This is a genomic window from Pseudomonas migulae NBRC 103157, assembly GCF_002091715.1.
Lineage (GTDB): Bacteria > Pseudomonadota > Gammaproteobacteria > Pseudomonadales > Pseudomonadaceae > Aquipseudomonas > Aquipseudomonas migulae_A.
On the sequence record NZ_BDAG01000007.1, the window covers coordinates 36,293 to 58,158 of the forward strand.

13 protein-coding genes are annotated in these 21,866 nt (G+C 55.1%); 10 read left to right on the forward strand and 3 right to left on the reverse strand.

The annotated features are described in order from the left end of the window. Positions 1-258: 258 nt before the first annotated feature. The 4 genes from PMI01S_RS07540 to PMI01S_RS07555 all read left to right on the forward strand — a co-directional run bounded on the left by PMI01S_RS07540 (position 259) and on the right by PMI01S_RS07555 (position 6,175). Positions 259-1,365 carry a GGDEF domain-containing protein gene (locus PMI01S_RS07540; RefSeq protein WP_084318893.1) on the forward strand — a complete coding sequence of 369 codons (1,107 nt, stop codon included), beginning with the start codon at positions 259-261 and terminating at the stop codon, positions 1,363-1,365. Next, a complete protein-coding gene (locus PMI01S_RS07545; RefSeq protein WP_084318895.1) occupies positions 1,358-2,293 on the forward strand; it encodes an iron-sulfur-binding ferredoxin reductase in 936 nt (311 codons plus the stop codon). Before PMI01S_RS07540 ends, PMI01S_RS07545 begins: the two co-directional genes overlap by 8 nt. Before the next feature lie 29 nt (positions 2,294-2,322). Further along, positions 2,323-3,072 (forward strand): enoyl-CoA hydratase-related protein, encoded by a 750-nt coding sequence (locus PMI01S_RS07550; RefSeq protein WP_084318897.1) that lies wholly within the window; start codon positions 2,323-2,325, stop codon positions 3,070-3,072. A gap of 322 nt (positions 3,073-3,394) precedes the next feature. Further along, positions 3,395-6,175 (forward strand): RHS repeat domain-containing protein, encoded by a 2,781-nt coding sequence (locus PMI01S_RS07555; protein ID WP_084318899.1) that lies wholly within the window; start codon positions 3,395-3,397, stop codon positions 6,173-6,175. A 76-nt stretch (positions 6,176-6,251) separates the two neighbouring features. Here the strand turns inward: PMI01S_RS07555 and pyk are convergent, their stop codons facing one another. Continuing rightward, on the reverse strand, positions 6,252-7,703 hold the full coding sequence (pyk, locus tag PMI01S_RS07560; RefSeq protein ID WP_084318901.1) for a pyruvate kinase: 1,452 nt from the start codon (positions 7,701-7,703) through the stop codon (positions 6,252-6,254). A gap of 157 nt (positions 7,704-7,860) precedes the next feature. On the opposite strand from pyk, the gene PMI01S_RS07565 reads away from it, so the two are divergent. Both PMI01S_RS07565 and PMI01S_RS07570 read left to right on the forward strand, forming a co-directional pair. Continuing rightward, entirely contained in the window at positions 7,861-8,238 is a 378-nt protein-coding gene (locus tag PMI01S_RS07565) for a hypothetical protein (protein WP_084318903.1), read from the forward strand. Positions 8,239-8,480: 242 nt separating this feature from the next. Further along, entirely contained in the window at positions 8,481-8,840 is a 360-nt protein-coding gene (locus PMI01S_RS07570; protein WP_084318905.1) for a PilZ domain-containing protein, read from the forward strand. Here PMI01S_RS07570 and PMI01S_RS07575 read toward each other — a convergent pair. Further along, positions 8,816-9,097: a hypothetical protein gene (locus PMI01S_RS07575; protein WP_084318906.1), complete on the reverse strand. Its 282-nt coding sequence runs from the start codon at positions 9,095-9,097 to the stop codon at positions 8,816-8,818. The two genes, PMI01S_RS07570 and PMI01S_RS07575, sit on opposite strands and share 25 nt — an antisense overlap. Positions 9,098-9,387: 290 nt before the next feature. Between PMI01S_RS07575 and PMI01S_RS30955 the strand changes: the two genes are divergently transcribed. The 4 genes from PMI01S_RS30955 to PMI01S_RS07590 all read left to right on the forward strand — a co-directional run bounded on the left by PMI01S_RS30955 (position 9,388) and on the right by PMI01S_RS07590 (position 20,496). Beyond that, positions 9,388-9,759 carry a hypothetical protein gene (locus tag PMI01S_RS30955; RefSeq protein ID WP_139273097.1) on the forward strand — a complete coding sequence of 124 codons (372 nt, stop codon included), beginning with the start codon at positions 9,388-9,390 and terminating at the stop codon, positions 9,757-9,759. Positions 9,760-9,991: 232 nt separating this feature from the next. After that, positions 9,992-15,157, forward strand: a complete 5,166-nt coding sequence (locus PMI01S_RS07580) for a Tc toxin subunit A (RefSeq protein WP_084318908.1) — start codon at positions 9,992-9,994, stop codon at positions 15,155-15,157. 125 nt (positions 15,158-15,282) lie between these two features. Further along, entirely contained in the window at positions 15,283-19,869 is a 4,587-nt protein-coding gene (locus tag PMI01S_RS07585) for a Tc toxin subunit A-related protein (protein ID WP_084318910.1), read from the forward strand. A gap of 54 nt (positions 19,870-19,923) precedes the next feature. Continuing rightward, positions 19,924-20,496: a hypothetical protein gene (locus PMI01S_RS07590; RefSeq protein WP_084318912.1), complete on the forward strand. Its 573-nt coding sequence runs from the start codon at positions 19,924-19,926 to the stop codon at positions 20,494-20,496. Between the two features lie 17 nt (positions 20,497-20,513). Here PMI01S_RS07590 and PMI01S_RS07595 read toward each other — a convergent pair whose 3' ends face one another. After that, positions 20,514-21,845, reverse strand: coding sequence for a DUF58 domain-containing protein (locus PMI01S_RS07595; RefSeq protein ID WP_084318914.1), 1,332 nt, complete (start codon positions 21,843-21,845; stop codon positions 20,514-20,516). Positions 21,846-21,866 lie beyond the last annotated feature (21 nt).

Here is a 21,866-nt window from a genome sequence, read left to right on the forward strand (position 1 = left end):
TAGGAGCCGGCTTGCTGGCGATGGCGGTGTAACAGTCGACATTAATTTCGAATGTCAGACCGCCATCGCCAGCAAGCCGGCTCCTACAAGGTTGGTGAGGTTTATGCACAAATCCAGGGAGGGTCTAAAGTCATGACCTTGACGCCAGTTTTCCGGCCTGAAAATTGAATGGTCATTTGTCAGACACGCCACTAAAGTGGCATTCGGTCTGTAGAGTAGGACACTCGGTCAGCCTCCTTTCGCACGGTGAGTCAACGATTGACCCATAACGCCATCCAGCGCCTTTTGCTCAAACGTTTTGCCCTCGCAGCCGGCACCTACGCCCTGGCCCTGCTGCTGCTGTGGCTGGCGTTTTTCACGGGCCATTACGATGAACCCCTGGCCAATGTCGCCGTTGGCAGCGCGCTGGTGGTCATCAGCCAGGCGACGTTGTTCGCGGTGTTCTACAGCGGCTGGAACCTGCGGTTTTCCGACCCCAGCCTGACCGAAGCGCAAGTGTTGCTGGGACTGGGCTGGCAAACCTGGCTGATCGCCCATCTGGATGAGGCACGCGGCGCGTTTCTGGTGTTCTACGTGCTGATTCTGCTGTTCGGGCTGTTTCACTTGTCACGCCGGGCCTTTGTGCGGTGCGCGCTGTTGGTGTTTTTCAGTTTCAGCGCGATCACGCTGTGGGAGGGCTACCACTTCCAGTTGGCCGACCCGGCGCTGGCCGCGTTGCAGGTGTGCGTGCTGTTTATCGTGCTGGTCTGGCTGGAGCTTTACGCCCGCTATGTACAGGCCTCGCGCCAGCGGATGCGGCAACGCCGCTTTGCGTTGCAGGCGCATCAGGACACCCTGCGCGGAATGATGCGCCAGCTCGAAGACCTGGTGGCCACCGACGAGTTGACCGGACTGTTCAACCGTCGGCATTTCCTGCGCCTGGCCTCCCGCGAACTCAACGCCATGGAAATCGGTGTCGTGCATGGCCTGGCGCTGATCGACCTCGACCATTTCAAACGCATCAACGATGTACACGGCCACGCTGCCGGCGATCAGGTGTTGCAAGCGTTCGCCGGTGTGGCCAGCGCCTGCTTGCGTGAAGGGGATGTGCTGGCCCGTTATGGCGGCGAAGAGTTCGTGGTGCTGCTGCCCGATTGCGGCCCTGAACGTCTGACGTCCTGTTGCGAGCGGTTGCGGATTGCCTTCACCGACGTCGAGTTGATCGGCCTGAAAGTGGGCAACCTCAGCCTGTCGGCGGGCATGACTCTGCTGGAATTGGGCGATGATCTCGACGACGCCTTGCAGCGTGCCGATCAGGCGCTGTATCGCGCCAAGCGCGACGGCCGCAATCGTTGCGCGGCGGCGTGGGAGAACGTCGATGCCTGAGTTGCGGGTCGGCGATCGTCAATGGTCGGTAGCGCCTGGCAGCAACCTGCTGGATGCGTTGAATCAAAACGGTGTGTCCGTGCCCTACAGTTGTCGCGCCGGCAGTTGCCATGCGTGTCTGGTGCAATGTACGCAAGGATTGCCGAGCGACAGCCGGCCCGATGCGCTCAGCGCAGAACAGCGTCAGCAAGGCTGGCGCCTGGCGTGCCAGTGCCAGGTGGTCGAGGATTTGCAGGTGCATGCCTTCGACCCGCAACAGGACGGCCGTCCGGCCGAGGTCGCCGCCGTCGATTGGTTGAGCAGCAGCGTTTTGCGACTGCGCCTGACGCCACAACGCCCGTTGCGCTACAGCGCCGGTCAGCATCTGGTGTTATGGGCCGGCAACGTGGCGCGGCCTTATTCCCTGGCCAGCCTGCCGGAAGAAGACCGTTTTCTGGAGTTCCATCTCGACTGTCGCCAACCCGGCGAATTCAGTGATGCTGCGCGTCAGTTGAAAATCGGCGATCCGCTGCGACTCGGCGAATTGCGCGGCGGGGCCTTGCATTACGATCCGGACTGGCACACCCGGCCACTGTGGCTGATGGCCGCTGGCACCGGACTGGGCCCGTTGTTCGGCGTCTTGCGTGAAGCCCTGCGCCAGAATCACCAAGGCGCCATCCGCGTGATTCACCTCGCCCATGATGCCGATGAGCATTATCTGGCCAAACCCTTGCAGGCCATGGCCGCCAGCCGCCCGAACCTCAGCGTCGAACTGTGGACACCGACCGAGTTGCCCGCGGCTTTGGCGCAACTGCGGCTTGTTTCGCGACAAACCCAGGCCTTAATCTGCGGATCCCCCGACAGCGTCGATGCCTTTGCCCGGCGCCTGTACCTGGCGGGACTGCCGCGCAATCAACTGCTGGCCGACGTCTTCCTGCCTCGCGGTTGAGCGCTGATTTTTCAGACGCGAGACCTTCCATGACCGATGCCATCCAGATTGAACGCGAACGCGGCCTGCTGACCCTGCGCCTGAACCGCCCCGACAAGAAAAACGCCCTGACTCGTGCGATGTATAGCCATCTGGCCGAAGCGCTGAAGCAGGCTGACACCGACCCCGAAATCAACGCGGTGCTGATCACCGGTTCCGCCGAGTGCTTCACCGCCGGCAACGATATCGCCGACTTCCTGCAGCAACCACCGAGCAACCTGGATAGCCCGGTGTTCCAGTTCATGCTCACGCTGCTGGAATGCCGAAAACCGGTGATCGCTGCCGTCGCGGGTGCGGCGGTGGGCATCGGCACGACGCTGCTGCTGCATTGCGATCTGGTGTATGTCAGCCGTGATGCGCGCTTGCGCATGCCCTTCGTCAACCTCGGCTTATGCCCGGAGTTCGGCTCCAGCCTGCTTTTGCCTCGATTGCTCGGGCATGCCAAAGCGGCGGAACTGTTGCTGCTCGGTGAAGGTTTCAGCGGTGAACAAGCGGCCGAGTGGGGCATCGCAACCGAAGCGCTGGGCAGTGGCGAAGCCGCATTGGCCAAGGCGCGGGAGATGGCGCGGCGTTTCGAATCGCTGCCACCGGAAGCGGTGCGTATCAGCAAACAATTGATGAAAGCCCCGGACCGCGAGCAAGTGCGCAAGGTAATAGAAGAAGAGGGCGCCTTGTTCACCCAACGACTGCGTTCGCCGGAAGCGGTTGCGGCGTTGTCGGGGTTTATCAACCGGCATTGAGATATCGCTGGCCGGACGGGCCCCTTCGCGGGCAAGCCCGCTCCCACAGGGATTGGAGGTGACCACAAATTTAGAGTTTCACTCAGGAACCTGTGGGAGCGGGCTTGCCCGCGAAGGCGGTCGTCCAGACAGCCTGTCTTCCAGATCAAAAAAGGCCCTGCCGTTCACACGGCGGGGCCTTTGCGTTTCAGCGGCTTCGGGGCAACCCGTTCATCGCTGCTGTCAACCTTGACAGTAGCGCCTACGCGCCAGTGAGGGTAATGAGAGGGAAGTTGTTTTCGGGCTGCTATCTTCGCTATGCCACGGCCACCAATGGATTGAAATGTCGATGCTCAATACCTTGCAAATCTCACTGGACGCATTCACTCCAAAAGTGACATCGGTAGATCCTCGTGGATTGGCAGTCAGAATGATCGACTACCACCGTGCGCAGGTAGGGTCGCCAGCAGAGTCCAGAATCACTCGTCAGAAGCATGACTGGCATGGACGCTTAAGCGCTTCCATCGATCCGAGACTCGGGCGTCAAGCAGAGTCGGATCCAGCAGTGAAGGAAAATCTCTGCGGCCATTTCAGCTTGTCCGCTGCGACGGTTTTTTCTGACAGTGTGGACTCGGGTTGGCGTTTGATGCTGTTCGATGAAACCGGGGAATCAACATGCTTCTGGGACAGTCGCGGACATTTCCGCCAGCAAACACGCGACGCATTGAACAGGCTTGTCGCTGTGACAGAGACCATGCCGGATCAACCTTCGGCAGTGGTCGAGCGATTGAGTTACGGCCAGGCCGATGCCGAGTCGGTCAGTCGAAATCAATGCGGTCGACTCATTCGACATGACGACACCGTCGGTAGTGAAACGACTTCAGACTTCGGGCTGCTGGGCGCACCACTTGTGCAGACGCGACGCTTCACCCATTCCCTGCTCTCCGCGGACTGGCCGTTGGATGAATTAGAACGAGAGACCTTACTTGAACAGCAGCCCTTCACAACACGCTGGGAATTAAGTGCGCTGGGCGAAACGCTTCGACAGATCGACTCCCGCCAAAACATCCAGCGCAATATCTATGACCTGGCCGGAAATCTGAAACAAGCGCATCTACAGATCAAAGATGCTGTCGAAAAGCCTGTCGTCGAATCCATCGAATACAACGTGGATAACCGGATTGTGCGCGAAGTCGCTGGCAATGGTGTCATAACCACTCGCGTGTACGATGATCGTGACGGGCGGCTTGCTCATCTGCATAGCGCAGCAAACGCTCAACGGCCCTTGCAAAGTCTGCGTTATGCCTACGATCCGGTGGGCAATGTGGTGGAGGTCAATGACGAGGCCGCAGCAACTGTTTACTTTCGCAATCAGCAAGTTGATCACCGTTGTACCTATGGTTATGACTCGCTCTTTCAACTGATCTGGAGTACGGGGTTCGAGGCACTCGATACCCAGGACTCCGCTCAGGTCGCCAACTTCCGTGAAGACTATGAATTTGACGAGGCCGGCAATTTGCGCAGGCTGGTTCATGTCGGCGGCAATCAGTACACGCGCAAAATGGTCACTGCGATCCACAGTAATCGCAGCCTTCCGGTGTACGACGATGAGGTACCCGGCGAGCCAGAAATTGCCGCTGGTTTTGATCCCAATGGCAATAGCCGGGCGTTGTTGCGCGGACAGGCATTGGAGTGGGATGGCAGGAATCAATTGCAGCGTGTGACACCGGTCTCCCGGCCCGGTGACGAGGACGATAGCGATGTCTATAGGTACGACAGCCAAGGGCAGCGTCTGCGTAAATCCACTACTCGGTTGAGTAGATTCGGAAACGTGATTCGAGAAGTTCGTTACTTGCCAGGAATCGAACTGCATACGGATTCAAATACTGGCAAGGCTTATCAGGTTGTCAGGCCAGAGGCAGGGCTGACCACGATCAGTGTCATGCATTGGGAATCGGAACCTCCTGCCGGTATGGCGCCGGAGCATTGGTGTTATAGCCAGCCAGACCACTTGGGATCCAGTAGCCTTGAGTTGAACCAGACAGCGGATGTGCTGAGTCGGGAATGGTATTTGCCTTACGGCGGAACAGCCTGGTGGATGGATAACGGAAGTCCCGAGGCCAGTTACAAGACCATTCGATATTCAGGTAAGGATCGTGATGCCAGCGGGCTTTATTATTATGGGCTGCGTTATTACGCGCCTTGGTTGCAGCGGTGGGTCAATCCTGATCCCGCTGGAAATATTGATGGGCTAAATTTTTACCGGTTCGTAAGGAATAATCCGATCACCTTCAGCGATACCGATGGGCTCTCTCCGCCGATAGATTTGATCTACGGTTTTGGCGATGTGCGCAGCCGGTTTCTTCCGCGTTTTGGTAATGCCAATCCGGACCGGAGTTCGATAACCATCGATATGCTCAATAACGGGCTGAGTGTCTTCGGTATGGCGGCCGAGATGAACTATTCGGGTTTAATGAAAAAGATCGGGAACGGCATTGTCGTTGATGACGATCGTGCCAAAGAGTTTGTAGATGATGCCCACTTCTACAGGGGGACTATCGACGATGCGAAGGCCATGTTGCAGAGCTGGGCGGACTATCTGAAGGAAAACGTATCCTTGTTGAATATCGGCGGGAAAATGGAACGCCTGTACGCACACGGTAAACCGCTGGATGAGTTCTTGAAAAAGAACGCGAAAAGGCCGATGCCGACGTCTCACGTGTCAGCTATGAAAGATTTTTTACAGAAAACCCCTGACGAGGTTTTCTCAACGGTCGAGGGCTTGCCAGCAGCGGTGAAAACTACGATCGCAACTTGGTTTATTCGTCAGACGTCAAAAATAGGAATTGATTGGTTTGAGCAAACGCAGGGGCGTGGAAACTTTGTTTTTCTGGATGTAGAGCTGCAAGAGCCACATCAACGCCATGGCGGATGGCAGCCACTTGCATCTGTCGTGTTAGAGACCAAGCGGTATAAGGAACCTGCGGAGATTGGCCAGACTTTCGAACCGATCACGTACTCGGAAAGACGCCACCTTCAGAAAAAAATGATTAATCTCCACTCGACGCTAGTTAAAAGAACTCAAATTTTGAATCACGCGCAAGTGTCGGCCTATTTGAAATAGATCGTGCCAGCGAGGCGCAAACGAAAAAGCCCCGCCATTCACATGGCAGGGCTTTCTTTTTTCAGCAAGCGGTCACTCAGACCTGCGGATCGCCAACGTGCAGGATTTTCATCCCGTTGGTGCCGCCGGTGGTGTGGTAGCTGTCGCCCTTGGTCAGGATGACCCAGTCGCCTTTCTCCACGACGCCGCGCTTGACCAGCTCGTCGATCGCCTTCTGGCTGACTTCGTGTGGCTCAAGCGAAGCCGGGTCGAACGGAATGGTGTACACGCCACGGAACATCGCTGCGCGCGCCTGGGTTTCGCGGTGCGGCGAATACGCATAGATAGGCACCGAAGAACGGATGCGCGACATGATCAGCGGGGTGTAACCGCTTTCGGTCAAGGCGATGATCGCTTTCACGCCCGGGAAGTGGTTGGCGGTGTACATGGTCGCCAGCGCAATGCTCTCGTCGCAGCGGGTGAATTCCTTGCCGATGCGGTGGCTGGAGGTCTTGCCGGTCGGGTGCTTTTCAGCGCCGACGCAGATGCGCGCCATCGCTTGCACGGCTTCCAGCGGATACAGGCCGGCGGCGGATTCGGCGGACAGCATCACGGCGTCGGTGTAGTCGAGCACGGCGTTGGCCACGTCGGACACTTCGGCGCGGGTCGGCATCGGGTTCTGGATCATCGACTCCATCATCTGGGTCGCCACGATCACAGCCTTATTGTGGCGGCGTGCGTGCAGAATGATCTTCTTCTGAATGCCCACCAGCTCGGCGTCGCCGATTTCCACGCCCAGGTCGCCACGGGCAACCATCACGGCGTCGGAAGCCTGGATCAGACCGTCGAGGGTTTCGTCGTCGGCCACGGCTTCGGCGCGTTCGATCTTCGCCACCAGCCAGGCAGTACCGCCGGCCTCGTCACGCAGTTGACGGGCGTAGTTCATGTCGGCCGCATCACGCGGGAAGGACACGGCCAGGTAGTCGACCTGCATTTCTGCGGCGAGCTTGATGTCAGCCTTGTCTTTCTCGGTCAGGGCTGGCGCAGTCAGGCCACCGCCGCGACGGTTGATGCCTTTGTGGTCCGACAGCGGGCCGCCGATGGTCACGGTGCAGTTCAGTTCGGTCGCGGTGGCGGTATCGACGCGCATTACCACACGGCCGTCGTCGAGCAGCAGTTCGTCGCCGACGCCGCAGTCCTTGACCAGGTCCGGGTAGTCGATGCCGACCACTTGCTGGTTGCCTTCGGTCAGAGGATGGCTGGTGGAGAAGGTGAATTGATCACCGATCTTAAGCTCGATCTTCTTGTCGGCGAATTTGGCGATACGGATTTTCGGGCCTTGCAGGTCACCCAGCAGGGCAACGAAGCGGCCGTGCTTGGCAGCGAGGTCACGCACCAGCTTCGCGCGAGCCTTGTGCTCGTCGGGGGTGCCGTGGGAGAAGTTCAGGCGGGCGACGTCCAGGCCAGCCAGAATCAGCTGTTCGAGAACTTCCGGCGAGTTACTGGCCGGGCCAAGGGTAGCGACGATTTTGGTACGACGGACGGACATGCATAGACTCCTGAGTTCAAGCGCTGAGTGAGGCTACTATGGTCTCCGGTTGTAGTCATTGTTCGTTTGCACTACTTATTCGTTTGTTTCTTTAAACGAACATTCCTGAAGATTTTGCACCACGGGTCGATACAGAGCTCAAGACAGGAGAACCCCCATGCGATTCGTGCTCATAGCCATCCTTGCCCTCAGTGTTGTGGGCTGCACCCGTTTTTCGATGAACCATCATTTGAATAATGCCTACAAGGCTTATGACCGTGGCAATTGCGAGCAAGTGACGCTTGAGCTGTCCAAAGTCGAGCGCGCCAGCCGCGCGCGGTCTTATGTGTGGCCGGAAGTGTCGATGCTGCGCGGGTTGTGTCTGGAGCGGCAGAAACTGTTCGTCGATGCGGCGCAGACCTACCAGTTCATCATCGCCTCCTACCCGCAAAGCGAGTACGCCTACCGCGCACGCGCCCGGTTGGAGACCTTGCAGTCGCTGGGTCATTACCCGCTGCGCAGCACCGCCGCCGTGGTTCGCCCGACCCGGTTCTGATTGCATTCGACGGCTGGCTCGCTGGCGGTGGTGAGCTATAGTCGAATAAGCCGGTTTAGAGCCTTGCTGTTAAGCCGACGTAACACCTGTGATCGGCAGAATCAAGCGACAGCGGCTCCATGGACTGTCGCACCGGGATCGGGGAGAGCGCGCCCATTGCCTAAGGTCTTGTTTGATCAAGGCAGGCCCGTTCCGAAGCATTAGTGCGGCCCTGCTTAAGGGCCTTGCTGGGCGTATTGCGCATGTTCACCGACCGCCGGATCGAGCGGCATCAACTGCCGTATTTTCTGAGAGTATTCAACAGCGTCACTGATAAACCGATCGGCTTCCTGGGCAATGTCTCTGAAGACGGGTTGATGCTCATCAGTCAGTTGCCAATCATGATCGGCGCCGATTTCGATTTGCGCCTGAAAATCCCCATGGCCGAAGGCTGCCAGCAGGTGATCGACCTCAACGCCTGCTGCCTGTGGTGCCATGAAGACGCGACACCTCACCACTATGACGCCGGGTTCAGCCTGCAATGGGCACCGCCGGAGTATGGGCAATTGGTGGCGGCGCTGAAGCAGTACTTCAGTTTTCAGCCGTTGCCTGCTTCGGCCTGATACCGCAAAAGATCGCAGCCTGCGGCAGCTCCTGCATTGACCGTGGCCATCGCAATGTTGCGTTTGATCACCGGTTCTGTAGGAGCTGCCGCAGGCTGCGATCTTTTGATCTTGCTGCACATCGCCTTGATCGCCTGCTCGTTCTCCAGCGACTTCTCCACCAGCAGCAACCCCGACTCACTCAACTGATCAATACCCATTGCCAGAGGCCGGGGCTGACAGATGGAGGTGCTTTGCACCTTGTTGATTACCCCCATCGACTAAACCCGCTTACTGATGAGCGGCGACGAGAATCAAATTATGGGGCAGGCACCAGGCGCATAAGCCGGCGGATTTTGGCGGACGTGAGGCAATGCCGAAAAACGTTCTGGCCAATGGCTTGGGATAGAAACGAATTAATAGCAGACAAGCGGTAGCGGTTATCAAGGCGATTAAGGGATTACCTGTTATTTATGACAGTAGTCAGAGCCAACTGCCCGGAGGCTAAATAGCGACAACCTCGCTCCGTACTGTTTCCGGAGCTCTGCATCCGAAAAGGAGCGCTCCCATGGCAGCCCACCGCATTGAGTCATCCACCGCAGCCCGGTCAATCGATACATCCATTGCGAATGCATCTCCAGTACCACCACCGGATACACTACCTCAACCAGGCAAGTTTTATGCCTCCCCGCTGAGTTTCACCGGAACAAATCCTCACGGGGGGGATACCGGATTTGTCAATGGAGTAATCGATAAAGACAAGCCTGGGCAGGTTATCGGCAGACAGGACCCTCCCGGTTACCTCGATTATTCCTTTTCAGTTCCAGTCGCTTCAGGGCCCAGATCGATTTATCTAATTCATGGATTTCTGCTCGTCGGCGGAGGTGCTGATGGAGATGAGTATCTTTTTGATGTGTACATCCTGACCCCTCCAAAATAACCACCAGTGCAGCTTCCCAATTGTTTTCTCGGGAAAGGAAATCTGCCATCTGGCGGGTATTTTCCGGGAAGAAGTTTCCAATGACTTACCTGTAGCGCACATGACCGTCCGTCTGAGCTGTCATTTTTAACAGGTAGATAAATCATTACCCGCGGCGTAAAAAATCACTTGTGACCCAGACGTATGCCTTCAGCATTTCGTTTTTCTTCGCCCGTTCGCAGGAGAAAGTTCAATGAGTGACAATCTGACTAACCCTGCCCTGGAGCAGCTTTTAAAGTTGACAACGGCAACCGTCGATCCCTCGATATTGAGTCGATTCCAGGGTTTCATCCAGAAGGGCGGAACGGTTTATGAGCTGTTGGAGATGGGGCCGCATGTCATTGTAGAAACGTTTGATATACATCTGCGGGACGCTCATGCCCTTTTGGAAAGCGCTACTAGCCTGGCGGTATATACGGCCCGTGAATACCGTGAACAGCAACTGTTGCGCCAAGGACCACCCAATCCATTGCACCATTCCGGGATCAGGACGGTGGGGGACACGCCGACACTGGATGGATTGTTCGACACCGACTGGGAGAATTGCACCCCGCCACAAAGTCCGGATGCCAACAATGGCGCTTGTGCCTACCTGGTTAAATTGTGCGAGTTGGCCCTTGACCTGGAAGGTCGAGCCGGCGGTGAGACTCTGACTATCAGGAGCCGGAGGCCGGATATCGGCACACTACAACTCGACGCGACAAGCCTGTATCAGCTCAAGTCGACGGTATCACTCGTTAACGGAGTCATGGAGGACATAATCAAAGCCAGCGTCACACTTCAATCCGACCATGTGGTGGATGACTTGATGCTGCAGACGCGTTTCCCTTTCCGAAGCATGCCGTTCGAGTGGTATCACGAGCAATGGAGCCAAGTACTCCAGCACAACAATATTTTGCTGGGTGAGGTGGTACGCGCCATAGATAAATCCGCCCCGTACTTCAAGCAGAAAGGTGCGCATGGCACTTCTTCCGATGTGGCGCTGCGTCAGTCCAGTTGCGTGGGCCCTGTGGGCCAGCTGTTGTTGACAGAGTCCTACAAATTTCCTCTGACCAGTCAAACTGAAAGTGATGAAACATTGACCGGTACCCCCGCCGCGCAATGGGTAGCTCCAGTTCCATCTTTTGAACAGTTCATAAGCGACAATTTCGGCACAACTCCTGACGCTCTGCTCGACTCGGTGCACTTTTGTACTAAAGCATCAATTAATGCGCAGGATCTGACGGAGTTTCTTTCCATCGAAGACCACGCGACCGGCTGTTCAAAAAACCAGACGATTGTGCCTGTCGATGCCTTCGGCCCCGAGAAATTCGGTTCGGTGTTCATCAACGATGGCAAGTCCCCGGCGTTGGGTCTTTCGGATGCGTCAAAGGGGTTAACCCGTCAGTTGATTAATACCAATCAGAATCGCTTCGAGCGCATCAACCGTATGTTGCGGCTGGCGCGCTGGTTGAAGCTGCCGTTTCAGGCGTGCGATCGACTGGTGGTTGCCGCGATCAGAGCCGAACAACGTCGGAACTTGCAAAGCACGTCAAGCGCCGATCCGGCGCCATTGCGAATCACCAATAACACGCTCCGAGCACTAGGGCTGTTTCAGGAGTTCAGGCAAGCATTCAACTGTTCAGCTGAAGAATGTGCCGCGTTGTTCGACGAAATTTCACTGTTTTTTACAGGAAAGGAAGACTCCCAGTTCGACAGGATTTTTAATAATAAAGCCTATTTCGATGCCCCGCTCATACTCGACAACGGCCAGTTTTCTATCAATGCGCAGACCCGTGCCGACAAGCGCACCGTTGACCATATCTGCTGTGCCTTGGGGCTCAACGAGGAAGAGTGGCGTTACCTGGCTCGAGTGGTCGCCAAGAGCCACAATTTAACCACTCACTTGGAGCGCAGCTTACCGATCCTGTCGTCGTTGTATCGCCTGGTGAGGTTGTCTTCCTTGTTGAAAGTCACACCCATCGAGATGGGGGCACTGTTGGAGACGTTCAGCGAGCGTGGAGCGGGCGTGTTGCTGCAGAAAATTACCGGGGAATCTCGTATTTCGGTAAGCGGTGTCACCAGCGATGGCGACATATTAAGCGTGATGAGGGCTGCGGCGGATTGCGTTCAGTGGTGCAGGGAAAATGACCTCAGCGTGTCCTGGGTGGTGCAAAAAGTCGCCCCCGTTATTGTGCCGCAACTACCTACCGCGGCTGATACGAGTTTGCTGGAAACATTGCATCAACGTTCGCAACCGGTGTTGTTCACGGAAGCCAAGTTGCTCGAAGCCGGTGTGCCTGTCAGCCGAAACATCGACTATGCGGGCTGGTTGGATTTGTTGAAAGTGGTGGTCGACTCCCATGGGTTGGTACGGGCATTGGCGGTTAACGACGGGGAAGCATACGAGCGACTGGCTCGCGCAGAAATCCAGGTCGCTGCTCGTGAAGAAAAGCTCGAGCCCGATGAGGCCGAGCGTGTGGTGTCGATCATTTTGGCCATGCTGCTGCAAATCAAGGCCTCCCAAAGTGCTGTAGTGCAGGAAAGCCTGTCGGGCTACCTGGATTTGAATCCGGACCTGACGCTTCCACTGCTCAAATGGGTAAGCCAGGGCGGCGTTTCTCTCTTGCTCACGGAGGCTGCTCGAGCTTTGAGTGCCGTGACATCAGGTGCCGATAAAATCAGGGTAGGTGATGAAGTGTTGTCGTTGCTGGCGCATCTGTTGCGTCGCGCGGCAGTGGTGCAAAAACTGGGTCTTAGTTCGGCGATGCTCGTCACCCTGACAACCAGGGAAAACTGGAAATGGTTCGGCCTTCTGCAAGCCAAAGACCTGACGTTGCATACGATGTACAAACTGACCTTGTACCGGCGCGCTGTTATTCATACTGAGCAGCCCGCCGAAAAACTGCTGGATTATTTGCAGTTGGTCAACAGCCTGCCGGAATGTTTAACGGACGAGGATTTTCGCCTGATTCGCGACTCAGCTGCGTCTCAACTGGCGCAAGTATTGAAGTGGGGAGTCAGAGAGGTACTCGATTGTATTCTGCATCTTCTTCCCGATAGTCCGATTGTTAAGGGGTTTGACGTTCTGGATACGTTACTTCGTATTCGCGGCCTGGCCGTGCGCAGTGGTCTGGCTGCCAAAGCCATTATCGAGCTGGGCAAACTGACGCCCGATAGCGATAAGTACGCCTGCCGCAGTGCCGCCGAGCATTTGTTGGAGTCTCTGTCCGAATCTTCAATCCAGGGCGATGATCAATCGTTTGGTGAGTTGGGCCAAAGCAGCACTGCAGAGATCAATTGCTTAGGTACTCCACTCATAGCCAATGCCGGCGAAGAACAGGTGGCATTGATCGAGTTGAAAGTACGTGATCTGGACGACAAACCTTATGTGGGTATCACCGTGAGATGGAGCTGTGATCGTCCTGGTTTGCTCGACGATGAGTCCTTCACTGACCAGGACGGGCGTGCCGTAGCGCGTTTCAAGGCTGGCAGCTGGATGGGTATTGCACATGTGAAAGCCGTTTATGGTTTGCAGCAGGTGGCTGTTGCCGAAGTCGTCATCGATTGTGACGAGAGAACGCTGGGATTTGCGTTGGACAGCCTTCGGTTTGAATCCAGAGAGTATTTGGCCGGTGGTCAAGACTTCATTCCGCTCGAGGTGCAACTGGTAGATTTTCACGAAAACCCCGGTATCGGTCGTACTATGGAGTTTGCCGGTCACGGTATACGCGCCGATTACTTGTCGGCGGTAACCGATGAGAACGGGTTTGCCAGGACGAATCTCAGAAGCATGGAGCCTGTAACGAATGCGACGGTGCTGGTTCGTTACAGCACTCTGAGCCCTAAACTGATCGGCAATATCACTTTCCTGGACCGGCCTTCCGTCAGGCTGTTGGCGGCTGAGAGTATGGCGGTTGTCGGGACTGATCTTGTTTTGCGATGCCATGTCATCAAACTGGATAGAACAGCCGCTCCGGACGTCGACGTCATGCTGAAGTACGATGGCAAGACGTTGGGCCCGATCAAAACTGATGGATACGGGGTTGCACGATTTACGATCCCGAGTCCTGATGCCGGCATGCAAACATTCACCGCCGTAGTGGGGTCAAGTGAACAGTCGCTGAAGCTTTATGTGGCCGAAGGCGCAGTGATACACGGACACGCGTCGGATTACCCTTACCCGGTGGCCGACAAAGGTTCGTCTACGTTGTTGTGGGTGAAAGTGCTTGAGAAGGCCGACAACCAGGCACGTCCTGTGCCGAATTGTTCAATTACGTGGGTGGTCGACGCGCTCGATGTACCTCCGCCTGAGGTTTTCCTTTCTTCCATTGTCCTGACGGATGAGCAGGGGCGATCCGCTTATCCATTTGAAGCCCTGGAACCTGGAAAGTATCGAGTCACTGCGTACCGCACGGACATAGCAGAACAAAAAGTCGTGTTCTCGCTGGAGGTGGTACCCGCTATCGATTGGAGTTTTGAGTGGGTCGATGTCACTCCCGAAAGTAAGCCTGTTACGGAAGCTCCGCTGCTGTTTATCAGGGGCCATGAGTATCGCCTTGTTATCAAGTTGCCGGAAGGTGTGGATCTTCAGAATGCTCGCGCGATGCTGAGCTGGACCGGCGATTTTTCTGCCAAGGCGCTGGGCCTGAATTTCACGCCTCTGACTGGGGCTTACGTACTGATCCGACCAGAGGACAAGAAGCTCAGTTGGGTGGTTCGGTGTGATGACGATCGTAATGGCAGTTTCAATTTGACGTTCTTCTGCAACCGCCTCAACCAGCGGCTCGAATTGCCAGGGCGTCTGGATGCTCCACCCCCTGTATTAACCTATCCAGAAAACGGGGATCAAACTGTTGAAGTTCAGCCATTGCTGAAGGGCACCGGCAGCGCTTTTGCCGAAATCAGTGTGTTGGAGGGACGAGACAGTCAGACGCGTCTCGCTCAAACCAGCGTGAATGCACAAGGTCGATGGTCAGTGAGGTTTCCAGAGCCGCTGACTTTGGATTCTCATGTGTTCTCGGTCATGCAGCGTCATGTCGATGGAAGTGAAGGCTGGGCGCCAGACGTGAATGTCAAGGTGACGGATTTTATCGACAGGGCGCAAATCACCAGTCCGGCGATGCACGCTAAAGTGGGGCCTTCGTCCTGGGTTGAAGGATTGGGGTTGCCGGGCGCAGATATCCGGTTGTTGAAAAATGAATCTAATGAAGAGATTGGCAAAGGCATCGTCGCTAAAGATGGCCACTTCAGAGTTCAGTTCGCTCCACCGCTTACTGTTGGCAGTTTGACATTCCAAGCGGCATTTTATGTAGATGGCGAAAAAAAATCAGATTTGTTGCTTGAACCCTATGTTGTCGACGTAGTTGATCGAGGTTGACCCGGTTTTTTTCCGGTAATAGCAATCGTAAACGAATATCGGTAATTAAACGGCATTCTCTTGAGTGCTGCGGCAGCATGTTTTTCAAATTCCGAAAAATACGGTATTGAAGAAGGGAGTGTGAGATGGAAAAGTCCGTTATTGGAGTGCTTGATGAGCGCCGCAGCGCGGCACTGTCCGATTATTATCTTGGCCAAGTAGCTCCAGAAAAAGATGAGATACCAGACTTGTCTTCGTTGGAAGATCTGTATCAGTATTTGTTGATGGATACCCAGGTTAGCTCATTGCTTGACTCTTCCAGAGTGGCCGAAGCCATTGCGGCTTTACAGGTTTATATTGGTGCAATTTACAGTGGTATGGAGCCTGGTCATAAGAGAGAATTTACCAAGGAGGAGTTGGAGGCCTGGCATAAGCGCTATTGTAATTTCAGTGATTGGGCAGGGTATTGCTTGTTGGAATACTATCCCGAAAACTATATCAACCCCAAAATGCGCCTTAATAAATCGGAATCCTTTAAAGCGCTGGAAAATAATCTTGCTCAAGCCAGTTTAAGTAATGCTGCTGTGCAAAAATCAATTTATGAGCACCTTGTAAAGTTTGAGACGGTCTGCAATCTCGACATTATTGCCGGTTACATCGATGAAACAGAAGAAGATAGTGGGCAGTTCAAAAAGGCGGTTTATTATTTTGTTGGTCGGCAGCGGACTCAACCCCGCGGTTATTTCTGGCGTAAGGCAACTGTAGAGCTAAAACAGGACAGCCGGTATTTGCATCCGGCCTCCTGGAGTGACTGGCGTTCGATCGACATACCCTTGGGCCCACCAGTGTTGGCCATCCGGCCAGTGTTTTTTGCCGGACGTCTAATGGTCGTGTTGGTAGAGGGAACGCGCGATCCGGATCTGCGCCTTGAGAACGGCCAGACTGCTCCAGGCAAATGGCATCTGGAAATGAAAGTGGCTGAACTGGCCATTAATGATCGCTGGTCTTTACCCATCAGCATCGGGAAACAGGATTTCTCCGATGTGCCGGAGGGCTCCCTGCGTTTGTTGGCAGTAACCTATCGTGGGAAACGCCAACATGTGGATGACGTGTTGGCCGTTTGCTGTACGACCACGAAGATTCCTCCAGGCATGACGACAGAGAGCATGACAGCGGATGATGGAAAGGAAGAAGGATGGATGTTCGCTGCACTGGACTCAAAGTTCGAATCGCAAGTAGCTGAGGAGGCGAGCCTCAAAGTATTGATCAACGGTCGTTTTGCAGATCCGATGGCGCTGCAGCATAAACTAAGTTTGAGCGAGCGCTCGATACTGAGCCAGATCCTTGTCCCCCCACCGGCTGTCACAACAGTTGATACCACTCAGGATGGATTACTCAATAAGTATCTGGCGACTAATATAAATTTTACCAGTCGGGCCAATACAGTCGATGGGGAGACGGTAATCACCAATGTGTTGCAGGTGCAAGGGGGGTGTGATGTTATCCGGCCTGAATATGAACTGGCTAATATTGTGGTGGCGGTTAAAACAGATATTTCATCGCGGGTAACTTTTTTCGAACTCTCAAAGGTGGGAGCGAAAGGTATAAAATTGACCTGTCATCACCAAGCTGAGGAAGGTTTCGATTTTTCCTTGCGCCTGGAAAACGAGAGCACGGAAGCATCGGATGTACTGGCTTCAATGACCAAGGGGGATTTTGACAAAACAGACTTTGGTGTTCTGGCGATAAAAGATATAACCCTGACACATGCCCAGCTGGAACGGTTATGGTTGCTTCCATCCAGTAGTATTCGCTTTGGTGCCGGTTTTTTTATCACGCATGGTTCGTCCGATAGTTATGAGGTGTATTTAGGTAATTCAATTAATAAGCTGGCGGTGCAAAAAAAGCATGAAAAAGTACAGTTGGAGCTAAAAATCATTGTTGAGGGTGTCGTCGTAGAGGATTCCTGGAAAGGCACTGTCGAGTTGAACGGTTGGACGGAATCTCGCTGGATTCAATACAGTTGGACAGGCAATCCTGTCGATAAGAGCCTTGATGTAGTGTGGGGGCAGAGTGCTGACGGCGAATACGGACGCAATCGTTATAAACTGACAATCAAACAAGTTCCGAACGAAAGCGCTGTGCCACTCATCAGCAAACAGGCTTCTGGCGGACAGTTTCTCGATCTGCGCCCCTTGAAACTGGAGACGTTGCACTGGATACAGCTTAACTCCACCTTTGGCCCCGTACTGGTCGCCAAAGCAGCGATTTCCATTGATGAAGTGTTGTCCAGACCTACTCAGTTCACTGATGAGCCAACGCCTTGGGAAGATCCCAATACCGCCCCAAATACATTAACCACTCCCATGGATTTCAACAGCGCTCATGGCATGTTCTATTGGGAGTTATTCTTCCACCTGCCGTTTCTGATCGCCTATCGTCTGACTGAAGAACGCAACTATCTCGAATCGCAAAACTGGTATCACTACATCTTCAATCCGCAGCTTCGGGTAAACCGTCCGGACACGGAGAACAATGAGCGCTACTGGCTTTGCCGGCCATTATTGGACCCCGGCGATATCAGTTACGTGGCCCGAGACCTGGTGGACCCTGATGCCATCGCATTCGCAAAACGTATCCACTACCGTAAAGCCATTTTCATCAACTATGTGCGCTGCATCATCGCCCATGCGGACTCACTTTATCGGCACTTGACCCGCGACAGTCTGGCGGCAGCCAAATTACAGTACATACGTGCCTTGTTTCTGATGGGAAAGGCTCCCGAAGCAAAAGCAATGAGTTATTGGGAACCTGCTTCTGTGGACCACATTCTTGGAGTGCGAGATGACGGCAATTACAGTTTGCTGGAAACCTTTAGTCGGACGCTGAATATACACGTTCCGGATTTGCCGGCTCGAATCCACGGGACACCAGATTTCTCGATACTCAAACGGGACGTCTTCCGCCCCGTTGCCAATGACGATGTACTCGGTATATGGAAGTACATCGACAACTGCCTGGACAACATGCGAAACGGCATGACCCTTGACGGCAAGCCGATGTCGCTACCGCTATATGCACCACTGACACACCCGATGAAGCTGCTTCAGGCTCAGGCGGGCGGCTCGTCTGGTTCGTCACGCAATGCCGGCGGCTGGCGCAATATTCCGCACTATCGGTTCCGTGTCATGTTGTCAGCGGCACAAAACGCGGTCCAGACACTTATCGGCTTTGGGCGTGAAGTCCGGCAGTGCATGGAGGCGCGGGATCGAAGTAAGCAGGAGGAGTTGCAACAAAAGCACCTGATTGAACTGGGAACCTACGCCGCAGCCATCCAGCAGGAGGCGCTAAAACAGCAGGAAGCGTCGTTGAAGTCATTGCAGGACAGCAAAAAGGTGATTGATGGGCGTATCGATCATTTTAACTTGCTGCTTGAGCAGCACGTGTCTCCGTGGGAGTCCTCTGCGCTGGAGAGTCAGATGGGGGCAAGGGGCGACATGAACGCTGCAGGTAACGCTTTTGTATTGGAGAGCGGTTTGAATCATGCCCCCAATTTTATAATCGGGGGGATGGCCGCGGGGGTTGGTGGCGTCGTGCTTGGTGGTGGGCCACGTGCCGCAGGGTTAGTGGCCCAGGGCTCTGCCGAGAGAGAATTGATTGCCGCCGATAAGTCGGCAACTAGTGCTCACTACCTGCGCAGAGCCGAAGAGTGGCGGCTGGCTCTCACCCAAGGTGAAGCCGAAATGCAGGTACTGCTGGAGCAGGAGAAGGCGCAGGTCCACGCGGTAAATGCTGCCCGATCCAGCCTGGAACATGCCGAAAAAGCCAACGCTCATGCCCAGGATATCTATTCGTTCTATAAAACCCGTTCAACCAATGTCGAACTGTACCGCTGGCTATTGAGCCAAATGGCCGTGCTGTACTTCCAGGCATATGACGCCGTGGTCGGGATGTGCCTGAGTGCCGAAAGCTGTTTTCAGTATGAAATGGGTGACTTCGACTCACAGATCATTCGCCCGGATATGTGGATGGATAATTTCCATGGCCTGAGCGCTGGCGAAACCATGCTGTTTGACTTGATGTCGCTTGAGAAGGAGTTCCTCAGCCGTAACGAGCGGCGACTGGAATTGACCAAGACGATTTCTCTGCGACAACTGTTCGAGGCGGGAACATTTGCTAGCCAGAAAGAATGGAGCACTGTTCTGAAACAACTTACAGACACAGGGAAACTGGATTTCGAGTTGACTCAACAGCTGTTTGACCATGATTACCCAGGGCACTACTGCCGCCAGATAGTCAGCGTTTCAGCGACTTTCCCAGCGTTGCTCGGCCCATACCAGGACGTGTGTGCGACGCTGACGCAAACCGCCAGCACCACGGTACTCAAACCTGATGTCGAGCTACTCGATTACTTGTATGGCAACAAGGGCCAAACACCGCCTCGGTACATCCTCTTGAACCTGCGCAGTCATCAACATGTCGGTTTCAGCCACGGCCTGGATGACTCCGGTTTGCACCAGATGATGTTTGGCGATGAGCGTTATCTGCCTTTTGAGGGCACTGGAGCCCTTTCTTGCTGGCAATTGCACTTTCCATGGCACGGTACAAGACAAGCAGCGCTGATCAATAGCATGCCGGACATCATTATCCATGTTCGGTATCTGGCCAAGCCCGGTGGGAATGCTTACACCGATGCGGTGATGGATCGATTGACCGAGACTTTGTACAGATGAACGGTTTAAACGATGGCTACACCCAAGAGTGGGTAACAGAGAAAGGAGAACATCATGTGTGCAGACAAGATTCGCGGTCGTAATCTGGTGAAAAGTGGAAGATTTCCTCCCGATTGGAGTAACGAAGACTGGAAACGGATTGTGCAAGAAGGTGGGGAGGGATGGCACGAAAGCGCTTATTACGATTATTTTTTGATATTGAACGGGAAGAGGGCTTATTCGCAGTCGATTAACATACCGTGTTTCACCGTGCCGCAATTTGCGCAAGTGAAATACCTGTTAGGTTTTCAGTATGAAAATCTAGGGGAGGGCCCAGAGGCTAAGGTTGTGCTAAAGCCGAGTGACGGGGCAGAAGAAACGATCGATTTAAGCGGCAAGAAAAAAGGCATATTCGATGACGAAGAATGGCGCCCTTATCTGGAACACACCATCAAGGTACTCCAAGCCGATACATCTATAGACCTTCAGATTCACGGTCCCACCAGCGGAGGTCGAAACGGTTTACGAACTACTGATTTTGATCTTCAGATCGATCTGCCCGAATTACAGCTCAAGGGCCTGAAGCTGGATAAAAGGGAGTATTGCCCCACCCGATCCAAAGCTGACGTTAAAGCGGCTTTAGTTTGAGTCGCAGATACAGACTGCTATGGCGCACCGCTACGCTTCCAGGCCAAGTAACTCGTTACCAGATCGGGGCCCATCTGCTCTGGGCGCGCCTCGATCACCGCCACTCCATGAGCGCTCAACCGCTCATGGAGTTCGGCCCGCGCGTTCAGGTAGTCCACCGTCCCGCAATAAACCAATGCTTCGTTCAAGGTTTGCACCGGTGCCTGACGCAGATGGTCGAGCACATCTTCCCTGAGGCTCGCCACCAGCACCCGATGCTGCTTGCCCAGGCGTTTGACTGCCGTGAGTAATTCCTCATCATCTTCATCCCGCAAATTGGTCACCAACACCACCAGTGCCCGACGTTTCTGCCGGCCCAGCAGTTGAGTGACGGCGGCTTGATAGTCGGCGCTGTGTTGGGTGCTATTCAGGTCGTAAACCGCATTGAGCAAGACGTTGAGTTGGCCGGCACCTTTTACCGGGGCGAGGTAGCGAGGCTGTTCGCTGGCAAACGTGCAGAGCCCCACCGCGTCGCCCTGACGCAACGCCACGTAACTGAGCAGCAGGCACGCATTGAGCGCGTGATCGAAATGCGCCAGTTCACCGTCCTGGCTGCGCATGCGTCGACCGCAGTCGAGCATGAAAATGATCTGCTGGTCGCGTTCGTCCTGGTACTCCCGGGCAATCGGTGTGCGCTGGCGGGCGGTGGCTTTCCAGTCGATCTGGCGCAGGCTGTCGCCTTCGCGAAATTCCCGTAGCTGGTGAAACTCCAGGCCCAGGCCGCGTCGTTGTCGCTGGCGCACGCCGAGCTGGCTGAGCCAGTTGTCCACAGCCAACAGTTGACCACCGTAGAGGCGGGCGAAGTCGGGGTACACGCGGGTGTGGTCGGACACGTTTGGCAGGCGTTTGTCGGACCATAGACCCATGGGGCTCGGCAGGTTGATTTCGCAGTGTTCGAAGGTGAAGTGGCCGCGCTTGAGTGGACGCAGGCGATAGCCGACCTGGCTGTGCCGGCCGGGTTGAAGTTCGAGCGACAGGGGCAGGTTTTCGAAGCTCAGGCCGTCGGGTACGTGGTCGAACATCCGGATAGTCAGTGGCTGGAGAAAGTCGTGTTCAACCTCCAGTCGCACTTCACTCCAACGGCCGAGCGCGAGGCTGCCGGGCATTTGTCTGGTTATCCGGGGTGAGGGCAGGCGTTTAAGGCGTACGCCATCGATTATTGCCAGAGCCAGTAGCGCCAGCAGCAACCCCCAGTTGATCGACAACAGCGTTGAAGGAACGGCGATCTCCAGCGCCCGCAGTGTGCCGAGTACGATGCCAATGGCCAGCAGCGCGGCGAGCCAGATCAGCAGCAGGCGTGAGGGTTTCATGATTTTGCACCGTGCGGGCAG